The 19,157-nt window shown below is 64.2% G+C and carries 16 protein-coding genes; 7 read left to right on the forward strand and 9 right to left on the reverse strand.

What is annotated here, in order from left to right:
- Positions 1-203: 203 nt before the first annotated feature.
- The 3 genes from IVA80_RS18735 to IVA80_RS18745 all read right to left on the reverse strand — a co-directional run bounded on the left by IVA80_RS18735 (position 204) and on the right by IVA80_RS18745 (position 5,066).
- Complete coding sequence (locus IVA80_RS18735) at positions 204-1,181, reverse strand: AraC family transcriptional regulator (RefSeq protein ID WP_247433346.1); 978 nt, start codon at positions 1,179-1,181, stop codon at positions 204-206.
- A gap of 215 nt (positions 1,182-1,396) precedes the next feature.
- Positions 1,397-2,104 (reverse strand): hypothetical protein, encoded by a 708-nt coding sequence (locus tag IVA80_RS18740; RefSeq protein ID WP_247433349.1) that lies wholly within the window; start codon positions 2,102-2,104, stop codon positions 1,397-1,399.
- Between the two features lie 118 nt (positions 2,105-2,222).
- Complete coding sequence (locus tag IVA80_RS18745; RefSeq protein WP_247433351.1) at positions 2,223-5,066, reverse strand: winged helix-turn-helix domain-containing protein; 2,844 nt, start codon at positions 5,064-5,066, stop codon at positions 2,223-2,225.
- 328 nt (positions 5,067-5,394) lie between these two features.
- Here IVA80_RS18745 and IVA80_RS18750 point away from each other — a divergent pair, with 328 nt between their 5' ends.
- From IVA80_RS18750 to msrA, 6 genes are all read left to right on the forward strand, one after another.
- Positions 5,395-6,063 carry a sensor histidine kinase gene (locus IVA80_RS18750; protein WP_247433354.1) on the forward strand — a complete coding sequence of 223 codons (669 nt, stop codon included), beginning with the start codon at positions 5,395-5,397 and terminating at the stop codon, positions 6,061-6,063.
- A 33-nt stretch (positions 6,064-6,096) separates the two neighbouring features.
- Positions 6,097-6,786 (forward strand): VOC family protein, encoded by a 690-nt coding sequence (locus tag IVA80_RS18755; RefSeq protein WP_247433357.1) that lies wholly within the window; start codon positions 6,097-6,099, stop codon positions 6,784-6,786.
- A gap of 263 nt (positions 6,787-7,049) precedes the next feature.
- Positions 7,050-8,363, forward strand: coding sequence for an epoxide hydrolase family protein (locus IVA80_RS18760; RefSeq protein WP_247433360.1), 1,314 nt, complete (start codon positions 7,050-7,052; stop codon positions 8,361-8,363).
- 63 nt (positions 8,364-8,426) lie between these two features.
- Positions 8,427-8,594, forward strand: a complete 168-nt coding sequence (locus IVA80_RS18765; RefSeq protein WP_247433363.1) for a hypothetical protein — start codon at positions 8,427-8,429, stop codon at positions 8,592-8,594.
- Between the two features lies 1 nt (position 8,595).
- On the forward strand, positions 8,596-9,018 hold the full coding sequence (locus IVA80_RS18770; protein WP_247433367.1) for an OsmC family protein: 423 nt from the start codon (positions 8,596-8,598) through the stop codon (positions 9,016-9,018).
- 175 nt (positions 9,019-9,193) lie between these two features.
- Positions 9,194-9,709, forward strand: coding sequence for a peptide-methionine (S)-S-oxide reductase MsrA (gene msrA, locus IVA80_RS18775; protein WP_247433370.1), 516 nt, complete (start codon positions 9,194-9,196; stop codon positions 9,707-9,709).
- A 30-nt stretch (positions 9,710-9,739) separates the two neighbouring features.
- Here the strand turns inward: msrA and IVA80_RS18780 are convergent, their stop codons facing one another.
- Entirely contained in the window at positions 9,740-12,577 is a 2,838-nt protein-coding gene (locus IVA80_RS18780; protein WP_247433372.1) for a winged helix-turn-helix domain-containing protein, read from the reverse strand.
- Positions 12,578-12,875: 298 nt separating this feature from the next.
- Between IVA80_RS18780 and IVA80_RS18785 the strand changes: the two genes are divergently transcribed.
- Positions 12,876-13,865 (forward strand): tripartite tricarboxylate transporter substrate binding protein, encoded by a 990-nt coding sequence (locus IVA80_RS18785; protein WP_247433375.1) that lies wholly within the window; start codon positions 12,876-12,878, stop codon positions 13,863-13,865.
- Positions 13,866-13,871: 6 nt separating this feature from the next.
- Here the strand turns inward: IVA80_RS18785 and IVA80_RS18790 are convergent, their stop codons facing one another.
- The 5 genes from IVA80_RS18790 to IVA80_RS18810 all read right to left on the reverse strand — a co-directional run bounded on the left by IVA80_RS18790 (position 13,872) and on the right by IVA80_RS18810 (position 19,070).
- On the reverse strand, positions 13,872-15,032 hold the full coding sequence (locus tag IVA80_RS18790) for an MFS transporter (protein WP_247433378.1): 1,161 nt from the start codon (positions 15,030-15,032) through the stop codon (positions 13,872-13,874).
- Between the two features lie 239 nt (positions 15,033-15,271).
- Positions 15,272-16,504 (reverse strand): Zn-dependent hydrolase, encoded by a 1,233-nt coding sequence (locus IVA80_RS18795; protein ID WP_247433381.1) that lies wholly within the window; start codon positions 16,502-16,504, stop codon positions 15,272-15,274.
- Positions 16,497-17,282 (reverse strand): ABC transporter ATP-binding protein, encoded by a 786-nt coding sequence (locus IVA80_RS18800; RefSeq protein WP_247433384.1) that lies wholly within the window; start codon positions 17,280-17,282, stop codon positions 16,497-16,499. The genes IVA80_RS18795 and IVA80_RS18800 overlap by 8 nt, the downstream gene beginning before the upstream one ends.
- Positions 17,279-18,052, reverse strand: coding sequence for an ABC transporter permease (locus IVA80_RS18805; RefSeq protein WP_247433386.1), 774 nt, complete (start codon positions 18,050-18,052; stop codon positions 17,279-17,281). The genes IVA80_RS18800 and IVA80_RS18805 overlap by 4 nt, the downstream gene beginning before the upstream one ends.
- A gap of 73 nt (positions 18,053-18,125) precedes the next feature.
- A complete protein-coding gene (locus IVA80_RS18810; RefSeq protein ID WP_247433390.1) occupies positions 18,126-19,070 on the reverse strand; it encodes an ABC transporter substrate-binding protein in 945 nt (314 codons plus the stop codon).
- Positions 19,071-19,157: the final 87 nt, after the last annotated feature.

Genomic DNA, 19,157 nt, shown 5'->3' on the forward strand with positions numbered 1-19,157 from the left:
AAGTTGAAACGAGAGGAAGGCGTAGGATGGGTAGAGCACTTGCGAAACCCATCATGCTTCCGCGTGGATGAGACCTGATGGGTTTCGCTTCGCTCTACCTATCCTACGGGTGAGATGCGAGTTGGTGAGGCCGCGAACTCCCCTCCACGACCGTCATCCTGAGGCGCGCGCTCTGCTGAGCAGTGCGCTGCAGAGCAGGCCAACTACGCGGCCGCGCCCACCATCCAGTTGCTGTCCGCAGCCGGACGGCGCCGCGGAAGCGCTTCCGCAGCAGGTCGCGCAGCCCTGCTGGCCAGGCGCCAGCGTGCCGGAGACTGGCCGCTGATGCGCTTGAACACGGTCGAAAAATGCGCCTGGGTGCTGAAGCCGACGGCAAGCGCGATCTCCGCCAGAGGCCGCTCGGTCGTCGTGAGCAAGATCTTCGCATGCTCGACCCGGTGATTGAGCAGATATTCGCGTGGACGATAACCGGTCGCGGCGCGAAACTGTGCCGCGAAATGCATTCTGGAGAGGCCTGCGACATTGGCGAGTTCGGACAGGCTGATGCAGCGATCAAAGCGATCAGCGATATATTGCTCGACGCGCCGCAGCCGCCATTTCAGCAAAGCATTGACTTTGGCGCGCGGCAGCTCGATCCGGGTCAGATGCATCGCAAGGGTCTGGCCGATGCAGCGCGCGAACTGCCGGTCCGCGGCGTCGCCATGCTCGGTCAGCGCCTTGGCGAGCTCGGCGGCGAGCGGGTCGCGCAGCAGGACGAGATCATTGAGGCCCTCGGTCGCGGGCAACGCCGCCGGAAAAAGGTCGGTGGAGATGTGGAAGTGCAGGAAAGCGCAGGGCGACTGGAATTGCACGCCGAGAAGCTTCGATGGCGCACTGACATACAGCGTGCCTGCGGGCATGGTGCCGTCGAAAATGATCTGACGGTCGCGAATCAGCTTCACGCGAGCGCTCTTCAGGGCGATGGCGACGAAATAGCGATCCTCCGGCGTCGTCGCTTGGTGCGACGAGGTGGCCCGAGAGTCCTCCCATCGCGAAATCGCGATGGCCGCCTCCGGGCCGCAGTCGATCTGGCGCCATCCGCTTTCCCGGGCGATTGCCTGCGTCTCGTGCGAGACCTCGTGATCACGCCGGCTGGTGGGAAATTCGATCCAGGCATGCGCCGCCTGCAAGTCAGTCAACATCGCGCGTCCTCTCTCCTGGTCTCACCGACACTTGCAACGATCGGCCAACTCTCAGTGCTTTCCATGGTCGGAGGATAGGCGTGAGCCGGGCAAGAAGCCCGTTAGTGGTGATTAGGAGGTGTTAGATTTTGTGCGCCGGCATAAGGTGTGACAGCCCGCCGCAGGACGTTTGTTCGTTCGTTGCTCGTGAGCCCTGCTCGCGCGCGTCGTCGCTGCTACTCGAACAGGGCGTCGAAGATCTCGACGTCTATCAGCACGGGCTTGGCGATCACGGTTCCGTCAGGCTGCAACGTTTGCGCGCGTCGAAGCGTCGGCACGACGATGCCGCCGAAATTGTCATGAGCCCAGGAGTAATGCGCGACCTTGATTCCGAAGAGATCATGATCCGTCCGCCGTTGCAGCGCGTTCTCGTCGAAATAGAAGATCTGCTCGGGCGCGAGCGTGATCAGGCTCGACGGGAATTGCGCTCGCAGTCGTCGCCAGGTGTCAGCATTTTCGCGCCACGGCACAAGCTCCTCCACGACGACATCGGGATGGGCGAGCAGGAATGGATTGGTCAGATAATTCCAGATCGCGACGCCGCAGAAGAAGACAAGGTGCAGTTCGTCCGCGAGCGGAGGAGGGCTGGTCGCGGGGAACGCAAGACTCGGATTGCGCCAGGTGCGCAGGACCTCACCCTCCAGACTCTCGATCGTGATCGCGTCCGGCTGGAAGCAGCCGGAGTATTCACCCCCGGTGATCCCGGTGAAGCGGACCGATTGGGTCCGCGTCGCTCCCTCCGCCGTCACATCCTTGAATTCGCCGGCGTGTCCGGCGCCGGAGAACAGTGTTCCGGCGACGGAGAGGTGGAGCGTGAACCGGCTCAAGCTATTCCAGCGGGCCATTCCGCCGCTGGCATCGATTACATCATCAAGGAGCGCCATGTCCCGCCATATCCACCATGAAGTGTCTCCACCATGGCGGGGCGCATGCGACTTGGCGTGTTAGAAGTTGTTAGGACTTGCGAGCAGGCACTTTGGCAGTATCCCTTTGAAGATGCTCTTAATTCAGCGCGCTCAAGAGCTCCCTGGCGGCCACGAGATCGCGGGTCTGGAGGCCTTCCTGGTACTGCGCGACGAGCGGGGCGAGCAGGGCGCGCGCTTCGCCAGCTTGTCCGGCTTGGCGCCAGACGTGGCCGAGGCTGATCGCCCCCCGCAACTCCCAGCCGAGCGCACACTGTCGGCGCGACAGATCGAGCGATTTCTGGAAGCAGCTCTCGGCTTCCACGGCGTTGCCCGACCGGACGAGGATGTCGCCCCTGACCCGGAGCATCTCTGGCATGTCGAAGGATTCGCCATGATCGGGAATCTGGGCAATGGCCTCATTGATCGTGCGCAAGGCCTCGTCGGGCTGGTTCTCCGCCACGAGGCCCTCCGCCAACGCCGTCGCAAACACCGTCGTCATGATCCGGTGCCGCGTCGCGTACAGCGTGGCCTGGCTACGACGAAGATGCTCGATCCCGCCGGCGATGTCGCCGCGGCGAAGCATGAGTTCGCCTTTCTGGCCGATACCGACGGCATGATAAGGGCCGAGGAAGTGCCGCGCCGAATGGTCGATCAGCCGCTCAATCAGGATTTCGGCATTGGCCCAGTCGCCGATCCAGAGGAATATGTAGATCGTCCAGATCAGGGAGATGCCGAGAGTGAGCGGCTGTTCGAGCAGCTCGGCCTCGCGAACGGTGTATCTCGCCGCCTCGATCGCGCGATCGGGCCGGCCGGTGAGCCAGAGCCCGCGCGCCAGCGCGACCAGCGCGACGATGCGGTCGTCATAACCGAGATGCCCCATGTTCAGCCGCTGCGAGCCGGGATTGTGCACCATCGCGCTCTCGCAGAACTGCACGGCCTTGTCCTGATTGCCGATCAGGTGGTGTGCGACGCCCAACATCCATTCCACGTTGAGCGCGGCGGCTGGATCATTCAGCTTGCGCGCAACGCTCTCGCCCTGCTCGCCGGTGCCGAGCGCGCCATGAAAATCCCCGACCCTGGTCAGGTAGATGTGCAATCCGCGCAGCAGCCAGAGCTGCCAGTGCAGATCCTCGAGATCCCGCGCAAGCTGAAGACTGCGCGTGAACGCCGACCGGACCGCCTCGGTATTGCCCTGCGTGAACATCACGGAGACGCCGAGCGCGGCCTGCAGCGTCATTTCCTGGCGGCTGTCCACCGCGGCCGTATCGAGAGATGCAAGTGCTTGCTGGGTCCAGCGGTAGCACTCCGTCAGCAACGTCAGTTCGAGGAAAAACTGGGCCGCCGAAGCCGCCAGATCCACGCCGATCGTCCGGTCGGCGCTATCCGAAAAGCTCCAGGTCAGCGCGGCCCTGACATTGGGCAAATGGTCGGCGTAGGGAAGGAAGCCGCCCGCGGTCTGCATGCCCGTGGATTTGAGCGCAATGTCGCGCAGGAAGTTGCCGAAATATTCGGCGTGAGCGCGCGCGACGCGGGCCGCTTCGCCGTTCTCGACGAGCTTCTCGCCGACGAAGGCGCGAGTGGTGTCGAGCAGGCGATAGCGCAGCCGCCGCTCCGCAGGCGAGGTTGCGATCAGCGATTTGGAGAGCAGGTTCGAGATCGCCTCGACCGCCTCGGGTTCGCTGATGCCCTGGCTGGATGCAACGGCGAGCGCAGCCTCCAGCGTGAATGGCCCGACGAACACCGACAATCCACGCAGCGTCGCACTCTCGGCTGCCGGCAACAGGTCATAGCTCCAGGCGAGCGCCGCGCTCAGGGTCTGGTGCCGCGGGATTGCGGTGCGGCGTCCCCGCCACAGCAGCGAAAAGCGGCTGTCGAGCAGCGAGGCGGTGCCGGCAATGCCATAGGCGTTGACGCGTCCGGCCGCGAGCTCGATCGCGAGCGCGATGCCGTCCAGTCGCCGGCAGATATCGGCGACAAGCGGAGCATCCTCCTCGCTCAGTTCGAATTCGCCCAGACTCTCGGCAATGCGTTCTACGAAGAGCTGGCTTGCGGGATAGGCAAGGATGTCGGCGATGCCGAGGCCGTCGCGCTGGGGCGGGCAGTCCAGCGGAAACAACCGGTGGACGCGTTCGCCTTCGATGCGAAAGGATTCGCGACTGGTGGCGAGAATATGCAGCTCGGGCGCTTCCCGGATGATGCGCTCGGCCAGCGGCGCGAGTTCGTCGATGATGTGCTCGCAGCTGTCGAAGACCAGCAGCATCCGACGGCTGCGCAGCACCGTCAGCAGGCCCGGCATCGGGTCCTCGGAATTGACGGCCAGGCCGAGCGCGGCGGCGATGGTGCCGGGAACGAGCCTGGCATCCGTCAGCGCGCCGAAATCAACGAAGTTGACCTGCCCGTCGAAGGCTGCAAGCTCGCCATGCGCGACGGCGAGCGCGACGGAAGTCTTGCCAATCCCGCCTGGGCCGACAATTGTCACGAAGCGATGCTGCGCAAGCTCGGTGGAAATCCGCTCGACCGCGTCGTCTCGTCCGATCATTCTTGCAAGCGGCGAGGGGAGTGCGTGAGGGGACGAGACGGCCGGGCTTGTCCGCTTCTCCGACCAGTCAGACTGGACCAGCGGGGCCGCGAAGCAATAGCCGCGGCCGGGCACGTTGACTATATAGCGGGAGCTTTCGCCGGCACCGCCCAGGGCCTTGCGCAGCGTCGTGATATGGAAGCGCAGGCTGCCTTCATCGACAGTCACGTCGGCCCAGACGCGCTTGATCAACTCACGCTTGTTTATGACCTCGCCGGCGCGCTCCACGAGAACAATGAGAATGTCGAGTGCGCGGCCGCCGAGGTGAAGCGGGGCCCCGTCCTTCTCGAGCAGGCGCGACTTGGGGGACAATCGGAATGGTCCGAAGGAAGTCGCCGAATCCTGGTCGTTAGTGTCCGGCACGCGCCAATGATTCCCATGAAGGGGCTGATGTCTGCACTCTGATCGAACAGAACGAGGTCATGAGTAAACTGGCCGAAAGTGGCGAAATCACGCGGCAATCGGCCGATTGCACCGGGACTATCCGTCACGAATTTCGCTTAAACGCGAGCGGCTTGTCAGGCGATCGGGACGACTCGTCAGCGTGCTTGACCGTTGGCAGGACAGTCTGGCCGCCACGCATGTGGTGCTGGCGATCATAACAGAATCTTGCAACGTCTAACGAGCAAAACGCGGGCGGTGCATCCAGTATGGCATCCGAGTTAGTCCTATGTCCAACGGGGAGGCTACCATGCCCGCTATCGGCTCCTGGCCAAACGATGACGTCGTTCGATCTCAATACGTCGCCAGTCTTGAAGATCAGTCGCGTGATTGGGAGCTCGTGCTGCGGGAGTCCCACCATCGGATGAAGAACACGCTGACGCTGCTGGGTGCGTCAGTTCGCCGCGACTTTACGCGTGCCGGCACCAGGGACGTGTCGGTCGCCGTAGACCGGTTCGAGTGGCGCATCGTCGCGTTCGGCAGGCTCTATCAGCTCCTGTCTGACAGCGACAATCTGTCCGCCGTCTCGGTCGAGGCCTTCTTCGAAATCCTGTGCGAAGCGCTCTCCGAGGCAGTGCTCGAACCAGCTTGCATCCGCTGCGAGGCTGCGATCGAGAGCGGCACGCTGCCGGCATCGCAGTGTCATCGGCTTGCGCTGATGCTGACGGAGCTGGTCACGAATGCAGCAAAACATGCCTTCCCGAACAACAATGGTGCGCTAATCCGCATCGAAATGGCCAACCGCGACGGCGCCTGGCTCTGCACGGTGGCTGACAACGGCATCGGCGCGACCGGTCCGCTTCAGGGCACCGGCAGCCGTATTCTTGAAGGGCTCGCACGCAGCATCCAGGCGCAGTTGCAGGGCGAGGCGGGGCAGGGCGGCACGCGGGTGACGATCGTGATGCCGGCCACCACTTGAAGCTCGTTTTGATTTCAACTCAGGGAGTTCGACATGGCCACACTCGAAATCGACCGCGACGCCGCGGCCAAGCCTTTGACATCGCGTAGCATTGATCTGAAGCTCGAGGTCATCGTCATCCCGGTGTCCGATGTCGACCGCGCCAAGGCATTCTACACGCGCCTTGGCTGGCGACTGGACGCCGATTTTGCCTCAGGTGATGAATGGCGCGTGATCCAGTTCACGCCGCCGGGCTCGGCCTGTTCGGTGATTTTCGGCAAGAACGTCACGCCGTCAGCGCCCGGTTCGGCGCGTGGCCTGTATCTGATCGTCTCCGATCTTGAGGCGGCCCGACAGGATCTGCTTGATCGCGGCATCGAGGTGAGCGAGCCGTTCCACGGTGCCGGCGACGTTCACGCCGGGCGCGACGAGCCGTATCTGTTCGGCAGCGTTCGCATAAGCGGTGCTGACCCGAAGCGCGGCAGCTACGGCTCATTTGTCTCGTTCAGCGATCCCGACGGCAATGGCTGGCTGTTCCAGGAGGTTACCACGCGGCTGCCGGGGCGCATCGCGGGTGATGGCACGACATTCGCTTCGCAGGCTGAGCTGGCCGCGGCACTGCGTCGCGCGGCGGCAGCACATGGCGAGCACGAGATGCGGACCGGTGGGCACGACGAGAACTGGGCCGATTGGTACGCGGATTACATCGTCCGCGAGCAGGCGGGCCAGCCGCTGCCATCCTGAGTTCGACTGCACGAGCGCTTCGACTGATGCAATCCGACGCGGCGCGCGATGACTGAGCCCATCGCGCGCCCTGTCGTTTTTGTCGCACGCATGCGGGTCATCGACCGCTCTCGCCGGTAGCGGCCAACTCGCAACGGCTAACGCAGTCTAACAATGCATAACGAGCTAATTGCGGGTGTCTGCGTCACTCTCTCTCCATGACGAGCCGACGCGTCGATTTCGAATTCGGTCGGCGTCACCGAGGAAAGCAAGGGAGATCCAAGATGGCCACGCAAGCACGTGCCGACATCCTCAACCCCGATCGCCGTCAATTGCTGGGCCAGGCTGCGATGACCGCGGTCGCCGCCAGCGTATCGAGCCTGTTGCCGCTGCATTCGGCAAAGGCCGCAGCGAGCGACGCGATCCGCCCCTTCCAGGTCAACGTGCCCGAGGAGGATCTGCTTGACCTCCGCCGCCGGCTCGCCGCGACGCGCTGGCCGGATCGCGAGATCGTCGCCGACCAATCGCAGGGCGTGCAGCTGACGACGGTGCAGCAGCTCGTGCGCCACTGGCAGAACGACTACGACTGGCGCAAGATGGAAGCGCGGCTGAACGTCTTGCCGCAATTCGTCACCGAGATCGACGGCGTCGACATCCATTTCATTCACGTCCGCTCCCGCCACGAGAACGCGCTGCCGATGATCGTCACGCATGGCTGGCCGGGATCGATCATCGAGCAGATGAAGATCGTCGGCCCGCTCACCGATCCCACCGCGCACGGCGCGAAGGCCGCGGACGCCTTCGATCTGGTGATCCCCTCGCTGCCCGGCCACGGCTTCTCCGGCAAGCCGAGGGCGCTCGGCTGGGATCCCCAGCGCATCGCGCGCGCCTGGATCGTGCTGATGAAGCGGCTCGGCTACAGCCGTTACGTTGCGCAAGGCGGCGATTGGGGCAATGCAGTGACGGAGCAGATGGCGGTGATCGCGCCGCCGGAGCTGCTCGGCATCCACACCAACATGCCTGCCACCGTTCCCGATGACATTGCCAAGGCGCTTCAGCCCGGCGGGTCGCGCCCGTCCAGTCTCTCGGCCGACGAACGCTATGCCTACGAGCAGCTCGAGGATTTCTACAAGTACGGTCTTGGCTACGCGATCGAGATGTCGAACCGGCCGCAGACGCTCTATGGCCTGGTGGACTCGCCCGCCGGCCTTGCGTCCTGGATGCTCGATCACGACGCGCGCAGCGCAGCGATGATTGCGCGCGTCTTCGACGGCAAGACGGAGGGGCTGTCCAGGGACAATGTGATCGACAACATCACGCTTTACTGGCTCACCAACACAGCGGTCTCGTCGGCCCGGCTCTATTGGGAGAACAAGCTGGTGTTCTTCGAGCCCAAGCACATCAAGATCCCGGTCGCCGTCAGCGTCTTCCCGGACGAGATCTATGCCGCGCCGCGGAGCTGGGCCGAGAAGGCCTATCCCAGGCTGATGCACTACAACCGCCTCGACAAGGGCGGGCACTTCGCTGCCTGGGAGCAGCCTGCGTTGTTTTGCGCGGAGATGCGCACTGCGTTCCGGCCGCTGCGCCAGTCGATCTGAAAATCAAAAGGACGTGTGCGCCCCGCACGTTTCTGGCTTCCAGCATACATCAGGAGTCAAATCATGAACCGCCCTGAACGTGCCATGCCGGCGACACTGAAAACCGGCTCGGTTTCGGCAGCTGACGGAACCGCTGCGGCGCTCGACCGGTTGGAATGGCGACAGGCGCCGGTGCCGATGTCGCGTTCCCCGGTGCCGAACGCCGGTGCAAAAACAAGCAAGGAGAGATGAGATGATCCGCAAGGCGAATGCAGTCTGGAAGGGCACGGGTCGCGACGGCACTGGCCATCTGTCGTGCGAATCCGGCGTGCTTGCCGAGACGCCCTATTCGTTCAAGACCCGTTTCGAGAACGAGAAGGGCACCAATCCCGAGGAACTGATTGCGGCGGCCCATGCCGGCTGCTTCACCATGGCGCTGGCTTTCGGTCTTCAGCTCGCCGGCTTCACGCCGGACGAGCTCTCGACGGAAGCCGCGGTTACGCTCGAGCCCGAAGGCAAGGGCTTCAAGATCAGCAAATCCGCCCTCACCTTGCGCGCCAAGGTGCCGAACCTCGACCAGGCCGGCTTTGCCCGCATTACCGGCGAGGCGGAGAAAAACTGCCCGGTGTCAAAGGTGCTCAACGCCGCGATCACGCTCGATGCCAAGCTGACGTAGAAGCGAGCGTCCAATATGTGCCCATCCGGTTCTGGTTGGGGAAGCTGAAATCGTCGAAGATTTGGCCTCCACGACAGGAACCGGATGGACAAATGCCCGGCTTTCGGCCGGGCGGCCGTAAGCATAGTATGCGACAGATGCAGAACGGACAGACCGAGCAAGTGGGAGCGGAGATATGACAATGGAACGCGCAGTTTTGGCCGGAGGCTGCTTCTGGGGCATGCAGGACCTCATCCGCAAGCAGCCAGGTGTGATCTCCACACGCGTCGGCTACACCGGCGGTCGCGTGAAGAATGCCACCTACCGCAATCACGAAGGTCATGCCGAAGCGATCGAGATCATCTTCGATCCCGCGAAGACCAGCTTCCGGACGATGCTCGAGTTCTTCTTCCAGATCCACGACCCGACCACGCTCAACCGTCAGGGCAATGATCGAGGCACGAGCTACCGCTCCGCAATCTTCACCACGACGGACGAACAGAAGCGGATTGCCGAAGACACGATCGCCGATGTCGAGGCGTCGGGGCTCTGGCCCGGCAAGGTGGTGACCGAGGTTGCGCCCGCCGGCGAATTCTGGGAAGCCGAGCCGGAGCATCAGGATTACCTCGAACGTTATCCTGACGGCTACACCTGCCACTTCATCCGGCCCGGCTGGAAGCTGCCACGACGCGCGACCGCTGCAGGGGCTTAGACCCCGTCGTTGTGCGCTCACCGCGCGCCGTCAGGCCCGCAATTGCGCAATCAGCTCGTGCGCGTTCCGCACGTCGGCGATCTCCGCGCCTTCCGTGAACGACCCGGCGACATTCTCCAGAAGCGCCAGAGCTTGCGCGCTCTGGCCAGTCCCGATCGTGAACCGCGCGAGGCTGATCGCGCAGCGCAGCTCCCAGAAACGCGCGCCCTGCTGGACGGCAATGTCCATAGCTTCGCGAAAATGGGCCTCGGCGCCACCCGAATGCCGCGCGCGTCTAAACATCAAGTCTCCCTTGATGCGTATCAGCTCCGGCAGATACCAGCGCTCCTGTCGGTCGATGCAACGCGCCAATATGTCCTCGATCATGTCGAGGCCGCGGTCGGTCTGATCGGCCTCGCCAAAACATGCCGCGAGCTCGCCAAGGAGAGGAAGAAAGCGCGGCAGGAAGCGCGCATCGCCGGCGCGATTGAGCTCCTCACGCAGCAGCGGCAGGCCCGTCGCGACGTCGCCCCGCTTCGCAATGACGGCTGCGTTGAAGGCCCGGGCCCACAGGCCCCAGAGCCGGATGGCGTGGCGCTCGGTGTGTTCGAGCAGCTCGGCGCCGTGGCGCCCCGCGGCCTCGAAATTGCCGGACCAGAAGGCGATCGGGCAGCTGGCCTGTCCGAGCACGCTACAGAAAGTCAGCGCGTGGCCGTTGGCGCGGCCTTCCTCGATATTCCTGGCGGCGAGCGCCTGGGCCTGATCGGCGAGGCCCTGAAGCCACAGGATGCGGGCCCGGAAATATTGCGTCGATATCCTGAGGTCGAGCGGGAAGATCTTCGGCTTCTCCGCCAGCACGTGCAGCGACGCGTTCACCCGGTCGATGCGCAGCCGAGCGTCGTTCTGGTCGCCGAGATAATGCAGCGCCACCGCCCTCAGGCGGTCACCGAGCATGACATCCGTCGTGTCGGGCGAATTCGCCGCGGCGTTCGCAAACCGGTCGGCGAGCGCGCGGGCCTTGCCGAACTGTCCGTTGTTGAACTGGTCGATGCACAAGCCCCAGAGCGCGCGCAGGCGGAAGTCCTTGTCATCGAGCCTGTCAGCCAGCTCCAGGGTCGTCTCGAGGATCGGGCGCGCCTCACGGACGCGGCCCTCGCCATACATCAGCGACCAGCCGAGTGCCGACAGGAGTTGCATGCGAATGCGATCATCGCCGCTGTCGCCGAGCGCGGTGAGCGCCGTTTTGGCGCGCTCGCGGCATTCGGCGAACAGGGACAGGCGGACCCACAGCGTGACAGCAGCCGCTGTCAGCGCGATCCCGAGTGCGGCGTCGCCGTCGGATCCGAAGGCCCAGTCCAATGCGGCGCGCACGTTGTCCAGCTCCGCGCCATAGATGCTCAGCCATTCCGGCAGCGGCGTCGATGTGTCGGCCTCCGCGCGCTCGAACAAGTCGCGATAATGCTCTGCATGACGCCGCGCGAACTGACCGGTTTCACCGAGCTCGTTCAGCTTTCCATGCGCATAGGTGCGTGTGGTGTCGAGCAGGCGATAGCGCAGCGTCCGCGAACCGGATGGCGAGATCAGTGATTTGGTGACCAGACTGTCGATCGCTTCGAGCGTTTCGGACGCACCGTGGCCGTCGCCGGCTGCCACCGCAGCGGCCGCCTCCGGCGCAAAGGGCCCGGCAAAGACCGACAGGCGTCGCAACGTGGCACTCTCGGCGGGAGATAGCAGATCGTAGCTCCAGTCGAGCGCCGCGGCGAGCGTCTGGTGTCGCGGCACGGCGGTGCGCCGCCCCCGCCACTGCAACGAGAAGCGGCTGTCGAGCAGCGATGCCGTGCCGGCGATGCCGTACGCATTGACACGGCCCGCCGCGAGCTCGATCGCGAGCGCAATGCCGTCGAGGCGCCGGCAAATGCTCGCGACGAGCGGCGCCTCCTCCGCACTGAGCTGAAACGGACCCGAGCTCTGCGCAATGCGCTCGACGAAGAGCTGGGCCGCGGGGTAAGCGAGAACCTTGCCGACATCAAGGTCCTCGCGCTCCGGCGGACAATCCAGCGGGAACAGCCGGAAAATGCGTTCGCCCTCGCTCCGGAACGACTCGCGGCTGGTTGCGAGAACGCGAAGCTGCGGCGCGTCGCGAACGATGCGCTCGACGAGCGGTGCCAACGCATCCAGCACATGCTCGCAACTGTCGAAGATCAGCAAGGTCGGGCCGGTCTTCAGAAATGTCAGCAAGGCCGGCGTCGGATCCTCGGCGCTGATGGTCAGTCCGAGCGCGGAGGCGATGGTGGTCGCAACATGGCTCGCATCCCTCAGCGGACCGAAGTCGACGAAGAAAACGCGCCCTCCGAAATCCGGGGAACGGCGATGCCCGACCGTGATGGCGACGGCGGTCTTGCCGATGCCGCCCGGACCGACCACAGTGATGAAGCGATGGAGCGAAAGCCCGTTCGATATCTTCTCGACGATCTCCTCCCGTCCGATCATCTTCGAGAGCGGCGCGGGGAGAGAACGGGGAGGTGTGATGTTCAGGGCGGGCTGAGCGGCCGGCGGGGATGCCTGAGTGAACGAGGCGACAAAGCAGTAGCCGCGGCCCGGCACATTGACGACATAACGGGCCGACTTGCCGGTATCTCCCAGCACCTTGCGAAGTGCTGCGATGTGGAAGCGCAGGCTGCCCTCGTCGACATTGACGTCGGCCCAGATGCGCTTGACCAGCTCTCTCTTGTCGACGACTTCGCCGGGGCGCTCGGCGAGGAAGATCAGAATATCGAGCGCACGGCCGCCGACGTGAAGAGGCCCGCCCTCCTTCTCCAAGAGCCGGGACTTCGGAAACAGTCGAAATGGCCCAAATGCAATGGCCGAGTCTTCGTTATGATCTGGCACGCGCCATCAGCCCCCTCGAAGGGAGTCAAAAAAGGTATTACTTTCTGCTCTAGCAGAACGAGGCGCCCAGTAAACTGGTCGAAAGCAGTGGGCAGGGCTGGCAGCCCTGCGCGGATGGCTTGGGTCAGCCAACTCGTCGAAATAATGCTTAAAACGTAATGAGTTAGATCCGCGTGACGAGGAGATGACAACGGGGCCAGTCCGGATGGAGCATTGACCGCGCTGGCAGATTGCTGCGATGGATAATCCGGGAGCCGGTCCCGCCTCGACAATGACTACCGACTTCCGGAATTCGAACATGCCTTCCTTCTCGCGGCGACAGTTCGTCCATGCGTTATCGGGCGCAGCGGCGCTGGCGGCGATACCGCGTAGCGGGCAAACCGCCGATTATCCGTCGCGCTCCATTCGCCTGGTGATTCCCTACGGAGCCGGCGGAGCGGGCGATCAGATCGGACGTCCCTGGGTAGACAGGATGTCGTCGCTGCTCGGGCCGGCATTCGTCGAATATATCGGCGGTGCGGGCGGCGCGATCGGGACCGCGATGGTCGCGCGCGAGGAGCCTGATGGCTATTCGCTGCTGCTCGGCAACGGCAGCACGCAAGTCATCATTCCGCTGACGTCGGCAAATCCCGGCTATTCCGTTGGCGATTTCCGCGCCATCTACCGCCTGATCAGCAGCGCGCTGGTCTTCGCCATCCATCCGTCGGTGCCAGCCGTAGACCTGCGCGAGCTGATCGCTCACGCAAAGGCCAATCCGGGAAAGCTGTCCTATGGGACGCCCGGCATCGCCACCGGGAATCATCTGGTCGGCGAATCCTTCAAGCAGCAGGCCGGCGCGCTGGACATCGTCCATGTTCCCTATCGGGGCATCGCGCAAGCGACCAACGATCTCGTCAGCGGCCAGATATCGCTCGTCATTGCGGTCATGTCCGTTCAATTGCAGCAGCTGAGCGACGCCGGGAAGGTCAGACTGCTGGCGGTCACCACCGAGAGGCGGCTGAGCGGCGCACCGGAGATTCCGACCGCTGTCGAATCCGGCCTGCCGGATCTCCGTTACGAAGGGTGGTTCGGTATCTTTGCGCCCAGGCACACCGACGATGCGATCATCGATCGGATCGCGCAGGCGACACGCGTTGCCATGGACGATGCGGCGCTTCTGTCCAGCTATCGTGCACAGGGCATGGAGCCGGACAGCGATTCAAGCCCGGACAAATTCCAGCGCATTGTCGAGGCGACAATGGCAAGCCTTTCGCCCGTGATCAAATCGATCGGGCTGAGCAATTTGTGAGGCCGATCAGGCGTCGACCTGCGATGTCTGGCGCTGCTCCGCCGTGACGATGCGCGCCGATAGCGTGACGAGCCCCATCAGCGCGGCCAGAAGCCAGAACGCCGTCGGCAGTCCGCCAAGCCGTGCCACGAAGCCGACACCGGCGGGACCGATGAAGATACCCGCGTAACCCGCGGTCGTGATCGCCGCGACGGCCAGCCCCGTGGGCATCACAGTCTGCCTGGCCGCCCGGCGGAACAGCACCGGCACGAGGTTCGACGCGCCGAGGCCGATGAGCAGAAAACCAACGATAGCGACCGCCGCAACAGGCGCGGTGAGCAGCACCGCGAAGCCCGCGACGGCAATGAGGCCTCCCCAGAACAATGTCGTGCGATCCCCGATGCGCGCAACGACGGCGTCGCCGCCGAGCCGCCCCATCGTCATCGCGATCGAGAACACGATGTAGCCGATTCCGCCTTGCGCCTCGGAGACGAGCCCCGCGCCGATGACGAGCAGCGCGCCCCAATCGAGCATCGTGCCCTCGACGAGGAAAGTGATGGCACCGAACAGCGCGAGCAGGAGCACCGAGCCATGCGGCAGCACGAAGAGCGGCCCGTCCTGCACCTGCAGCGAAAGAAGCAGGCGCGGCCAGGCCGCCAGCATCGCGACCAACATCAGCACGGAGCAGATCAGGGTGCAGGCGAACGCGCCGAGTTGCAGCGAGAGCAGCGCAGTCATCAAGGCAGATCCGGCGAAGCCACCGATACTGAACAGCGCGTGGAAGCCGGACATCAGCGGGCGGCCAGCGTCGCGCTCGACCTCGACCGCATGGATGTTCATGGCGACGTCGATGGAGCCGAGCGCGGCGCCAAAGGCGAACAGTGCCAGCGCCAGCATTGCAGGCGAGCTCGCGATCGCCAGCAGGGGCAGCACCAGCGCCAGACCGAGCCCGCCCGCAATGATGATCGGCTTGCTGCCGTAGCGCGCGCTCATGATTCCGGTCAGAAGCATCGCGACGACCGAGCCGATGCCGAGGCTGAGCAGGAGCAATCCAAGAACACCGTCATCGACGCCGAGCCGCGTCTTTGCGAACGGCACCAGCGGCGCCCAGCACGCGATGCCGAAGCCTGCGACGAGGAAGGCGAGCCGCGTCGCGAGGCGCGTTGCCGGACGGTCGGCAGAATGCATGGGAACTCCGGGAAAGCAGGGCGGGGCGATCGATAAGCCCTGAGATTACCGCGCCTTTATGTCCGGGGCGTGCTTGAATTGTCGCAGCCGGCGATGAAGCGGCGAGGGTCTGAAGACAGCGGTAGACACCCAGTCCTACACGCCGCTCGTGTCCGAGATCGTCAGCGTGATCTCGTGCCGATCACGAAGGGCAAATACGACACCGTCCAGGAATTCAGGTTCGGCGGCGGCACGTCGTTCTAGCCGCCGAGGATGCGCCGGCAAGCGTCGACAAACACCTTCGCGCCGGTGACGATATCAGCATCGGCGGTGTTTTCGGTCCAGTGGTGGCTGATGCCACCAATCGACGGCACGAACAGCATGCCGGCGGGCATGACGGTGGCGAGCATCTGCGCATCGTGGCCGGCGCCGCTCGGCATGCGGATGGACCGTCCGCCCGCCAAGGTCTTGCTCGCAGCTTCGATTGCGTCCTGAAAGCCGGAATTCATCATGGCTGGGGCACCGGTGCGAATCCGCTCGACTGTCACGGTGCAGCGGCCCTGAGCATTGACTTCATCCGCCATCGTCCGCAGCAGATCCTCCAGCCGAGCAATGACGGCTGGATCGTCGTCGCGGATCTGGAACAGCATCTCGGCGGCACCCGGAATGATGCTCGGCGCGCCGGGATCGAGCGTGATGCGGCCGGTGGTCCAGACCGTGCGTGGCCCGCAGGTATCAGGGAAGCGCTCGTCGATCGCCACGCAGAATTTTGCCAGCGCCAGTCCCGCATCCTTGCGTACCGCCATGCGCGTTGTGCCGGCGTGGTTCTGCTCGCCGGTGAAATTGATCTGGTATTGCCAGATGCCGACGATAGAGGTCACGACACCGATCGCAAGGCGGCCACTTTCGAGCGTGTCGCCCTGCTCGATATGCGCCTCCAGATATCCGACGTGCCGTCCCGGTTCGGCAGCGATGCGTGCTCGCCCCGAGAGCCCCATGTCGGCGAGCGCGTCGCGCATGGTGCGGCCGCTGGTGCGGTCGCGGGCAGCGTCGATCTCGGCCTCGGTCACCTGTCCGACATAGGAGCGCGAGCCGAGGAAATGCCCAAAATGTCCTTCCTCGTCGCACCAGGTGGCAATTTCGACGGCGCCATTGAGCAAGGGATCGTCATTGAGCACGCGGGCCGCCTCGAGCGCATAGACGACACCGAGCGGGCCATCGAGCCAGCCGGCGTAGTTCTGGCTTTCAAGGTGGGAACCCGCCAGCAGCTTCGGCCCTGGCTTTGCACTGGTGCCGAAGGCATTTCCGATGCCGTCGATCGCGGCGGTGAGGCCGGCTTCCGGCAGCTTCTGCACCAGCCACTCCAGCGATTGCTTGTGCGGCTCGGAGAAGGTCGGCTTGTGCGCGCCGGTCTTGTAGGCGCCGATGGCGCGCAGTGCATTGAGGTCGGCGAGAACACGTTCGCCATTGGCGCGCGGCTGGGTGTCAGGCATGTTCGGCAACCTTCAGCGCTTCAGTGCGGATCTCCTCGACCAGCCGTTCCTTCAGCTGGACGAATTCGGGGGTGGTCTTGATCTTGTAGGAGCGCGGATGCGGCAGGTCCACAGTGATCTCGGCCTTGATCCGGCCGGGACGTGCGCTCATCACGACGACGCGGCTGCCGAGGAAGATGGCTTCCTCGATGTCGTGGGTCACGAACAGCACGGTCTTCTGGTCGCGTTCCCAGATCCCGAGCAGCATTTCCTGCATCAAGGCGCGGGTCTGGTTGTCGAGCGCGCCGAAGGGCTCGTCGAGCAGCAGGATCTTTGGATCATTGGCGAGCGCTCTGGCGATCGCGGTGCGCTGCTGCATGCCGCCGGAGAGTTGCTTTGGCCAGTGGTTCTCGAAGCCGGACAGTCCGACCTGGCGGATGAAGGCGTCGGCGATCTTGTTCCGCTCGTCCTGCGGCACGCCGCGCTCGCGCAGGCCGAAGGCGATGTTCTCGCGCACGCTCAGCCAGGGAAACAGCGTGTAGGACTGGAACACCATGCCGCGATCGGCGCCGGGGCCGGTCACCTCGCGCCCGTCGAGCGTGACGCGCCCGCTGGTCGGGCGATCGAGGCCGGCGACGATGCGAAGCAGCGTGGACTTGCCGCAGCCGGAGGGGCCGAGGATGGTGACGAAATCGTTGTTGCCGATCGTCAGATCGGTCGGCTCCAGCGCCTTGGTCGGTGCGTTGCCGTGGCGCGCGGCGAAGGTTCGCGAGACCTGTTCGATCTTGAGGGTCGTCATGCGAGCTTCCACGGAAACAGCCAGGCGTTGAACGCCTTGAACAGGAAGTCGGAGATGAGGCCGATCAGTCCGATCACGATGATGCCGAAGATGATCTGGCCGGTGTTGAGCAGCGCCTGGCTGTCGGTGATCATGTGGCCGATGCCCGAGGACGAACCGATTAGCTCGGCGACGATGACGTAGGTCCAGGCCCAGCCCAGCACCAGCCGCAGGATCTCCGCGATCTCGGGCGCGGAGGAGGGCAGCAGCACGCGGCGGATGATGCCGCGGTCGCTGGCCCCTAGCGTATAGGCCGCCTCGACCAGATCACGCCGTGTTGCGCCGACGGTCACGGCGATCATCAGGATGATCTGGAACACCGAGCCGATGAAGATGACGAGCAGCTTTTGCATCTCGCCGATGCCGGCCCACAGGATCAGGAGGGGAATGAAGGCGGAAGCCGGCAAATAGCGCGCAAACGAGACGAACGGTTCGAGGAACGCTTCGACCGGCTTGTAGGCCCCCATCAGCACGCCGAACGGCACCGCGATGATTGCGGCCAGCGCGAAGCCGCCGACGACGCGCCAGATCGTCATGCCGATATCGAACAGGAAGCCCTGTTTGGTGATCAGATCGACGCCTTCCCGCACCATGGTCAGCGGGTTGGCGAGGAACACTTTCGACACGTGGCCGCCGAAGGTCGCCCAGGACCAGAGGGCAACGAACACCACGAAGAACGCAAGGCCGTAAGCCACGCGCTGCTTTGACGTCACAGGATCGAGGGGACGCATCAAACTGTCTATCCGGGCGGTGAACAAGTTTACCGGCCCCGCCGCGAGACGGGGCCGGTGGCTCTTGACAGGTTTACTTGATGTAGCTCGCGTCGAAGAGGTCCTCGACCTTCGGCGCGGCCTTGATGATGCCGATATCGAGCAGGAGGTCGGCGGCCTCCTTGTTGAAGGTCAGGAAGTCGCCAGCGAAGAATTTCTGGTTCGCGGCCTTGTCCTGCCAGCGCAGATATTTTGCCGAGCTGCCGAACTGCTCGCCGGTCTGCTTCACGTCCGCGCCCATGATCTCGTAGGCCTTGGCCTGGTCCTTGGCAATCATGTCGAGGGCATCGAAATAGCTGTCGGCGAGCGCCTTGGCGGCCTTCGGGTTCTCGGTGAGGAATTTTGGCGTACAGCCGAACGTGTCCATGACCATCGGATAATCGAGCGTGGTCGCGATGATCTTGCCCTTGTCGGGCGCGGCGCGAACCGTCGACAGATACGGTTCATAGGTCATCGCGGCGTCGTTCTGGCCGGAGACGAAGGCTTGCGCAGCCGCGGCCGGCTCGAGGTTCACGACCGTGACGTCCTTCACCGACAGGCCGTTCTTCTTGAGCATCCAGGCCAGCGCGAAATAGGGCGAGGTGCCGGGCGCGGAAGCCGCGACAGTCTTGCCCTTCAGATCCTTGATCGCGGCGAGATCGTTGCGCACGGCCATGCCGTCGGCGCCAAAGCTCTTGTCGAGCTGGAAGATCTGCTTGGTCGCGACGCCGTTGGCGTTCCAGGAGATCCAGGTTTCGACGGTCGTTGCCGCGCACTGGACGTCACCGGAGGCGATCGCGAGATGGCGATCTTTCTGCGGGATCTTCTTGATAGTGACGTCGAGGCCGTTCTTCTTGAAGATGCCGGCCTCTTTCGCCAGCGTCAGCGGCGCGAAGCCGGTCCATCCGGAGATGCCGACGCCGACCCTGACGTCGTCGGCGAGCACCGGAGTGGAGGCCGCGAGGGCAATGATTGTCGCAAATATTGTCGAACTACGCATGATTCTGGTCCTCTTGCCGATCGATGGATTGACGTCCTGTTGATGATTGCCGGCCCATATGGGCCATTGCCCGAAGCGTTGCACGAT

Origin of the sequence: Bradyrhizobium sp. 139 (genome assembly GCF_023074175.1) — a bacterium.
GTDB lineage: Bacteria > Pseudomonadota > Alphaproteobacteria > Rhizobiales > Xanthobacteraceae > Bradyrhizobium.

What these genes read in the sequence shown, in the direction of transcription:
- IVA80_RS18790 (WP_247433378.1), bottom strand. Translation starts at nt 15,032, where the DNA reads ATGCATTCTGCCGACCGTCCGGCAACGCGCCTCGCGACGCGGCTCGCC.
- IVA80_RS18785 (WP_247433375.1), top strand. Translation starts at nt 12,876, where the DNA reads ATGCCTTCCTTCTCGCGGCGACAGTTCGTCCATGCGTTATCGGGCGCA.
- IVA80_RS18770 (WP_247433367.1), top strand. Translation starts at nt 8,596, where the DNA reads ATGATCCGCAAGGCGAATGCAGTCTGGAAGGGCACGGGTCGCGACGGC.
- IVA80_RS18805 (WP_247433386.1), bottom strand. Translation starts at nt 18,052, where the DNA reads ATGCGTCCCCTCGATCCTGTGACGTCAAAGCAGCGCGTGGCTTACGGC.
- IVA80_RS18810 (WP_247433390.1), bottom strand. Translation starts at nt 19,070, where the DNA reads ATGCGTAGTTCGACAATATTTGCGACAATCATTGCCCTCGCGGCCTCC.
- IVA80_RS18765 (WP_247433363.1), top strand. Translation starts at nt 8,427, where the DNA reads ATGAACCGCCCTGAACGTGCCATGCCGGCGACACTGAAAACCGGCTCG.
- IVA80_RS18760 (WP_247433360.1), top strand. Translation starts at nt 7,050, where the DNA reads ATGGCCACGCAAGCACGTGCCGACATCCTCAACCCCGATCGCCGTCAA.
- IVA80_RS18800 (WP_247433384.1), bottom strand. Translation starts at nt 17,282, where the DNA reads ATGACGACCCTCAAGATCGAACAGGTCTCGCGAACCTTCGCCGCGCGC.
- IVA80_RS18740 (WP_247433349.1), bottom strand. Translation starts at nt 2,104, where the DNA reads ATGGCGCTCCTTGATGATGTAATCGATGCCAGCGGCGGAATGGCCCGC.
- IVA80_RS18755 (WP_247433357.1), top strand. Translation starts at nt 6,097, where the DNA reads ATGGCCACACTCGAAATCGACCGCGACGCCGCGGCCAAGCCTTTGACA.
- IVA80_RS18795 (WP_247433381.1), bottom strand. Translation starts at nt 16,504, where the DNA reads ATGCCTGACACCCAGCCGCGCGCCAATGGCGAACGTGTTCTCGCCGAC.
- IVA80_RS18735 (WP_247433346.1), bottom strand. Translation starts at nt 1,181, where the DNA reads ATGTTGACTGACTTGCAGGCGGCGCATGCCTGGATCGAATTTCCCACC.
- msrA (WP_247433370.1), top strand. Translation starts at nt 9,194, where the DNA reads ATGACAATGGAACGCGCAGTTTTGGCCGGAGGCTGCTTCTGGGGCATG.
- IVA80_RS18750 (WP_247433354.1), top strand. Translation starts at nt 5,395, where the DNA reads ATGCCCGCTATCGGCTCCTGGCCAAACGATGACGTCGTTCGATCTCAA.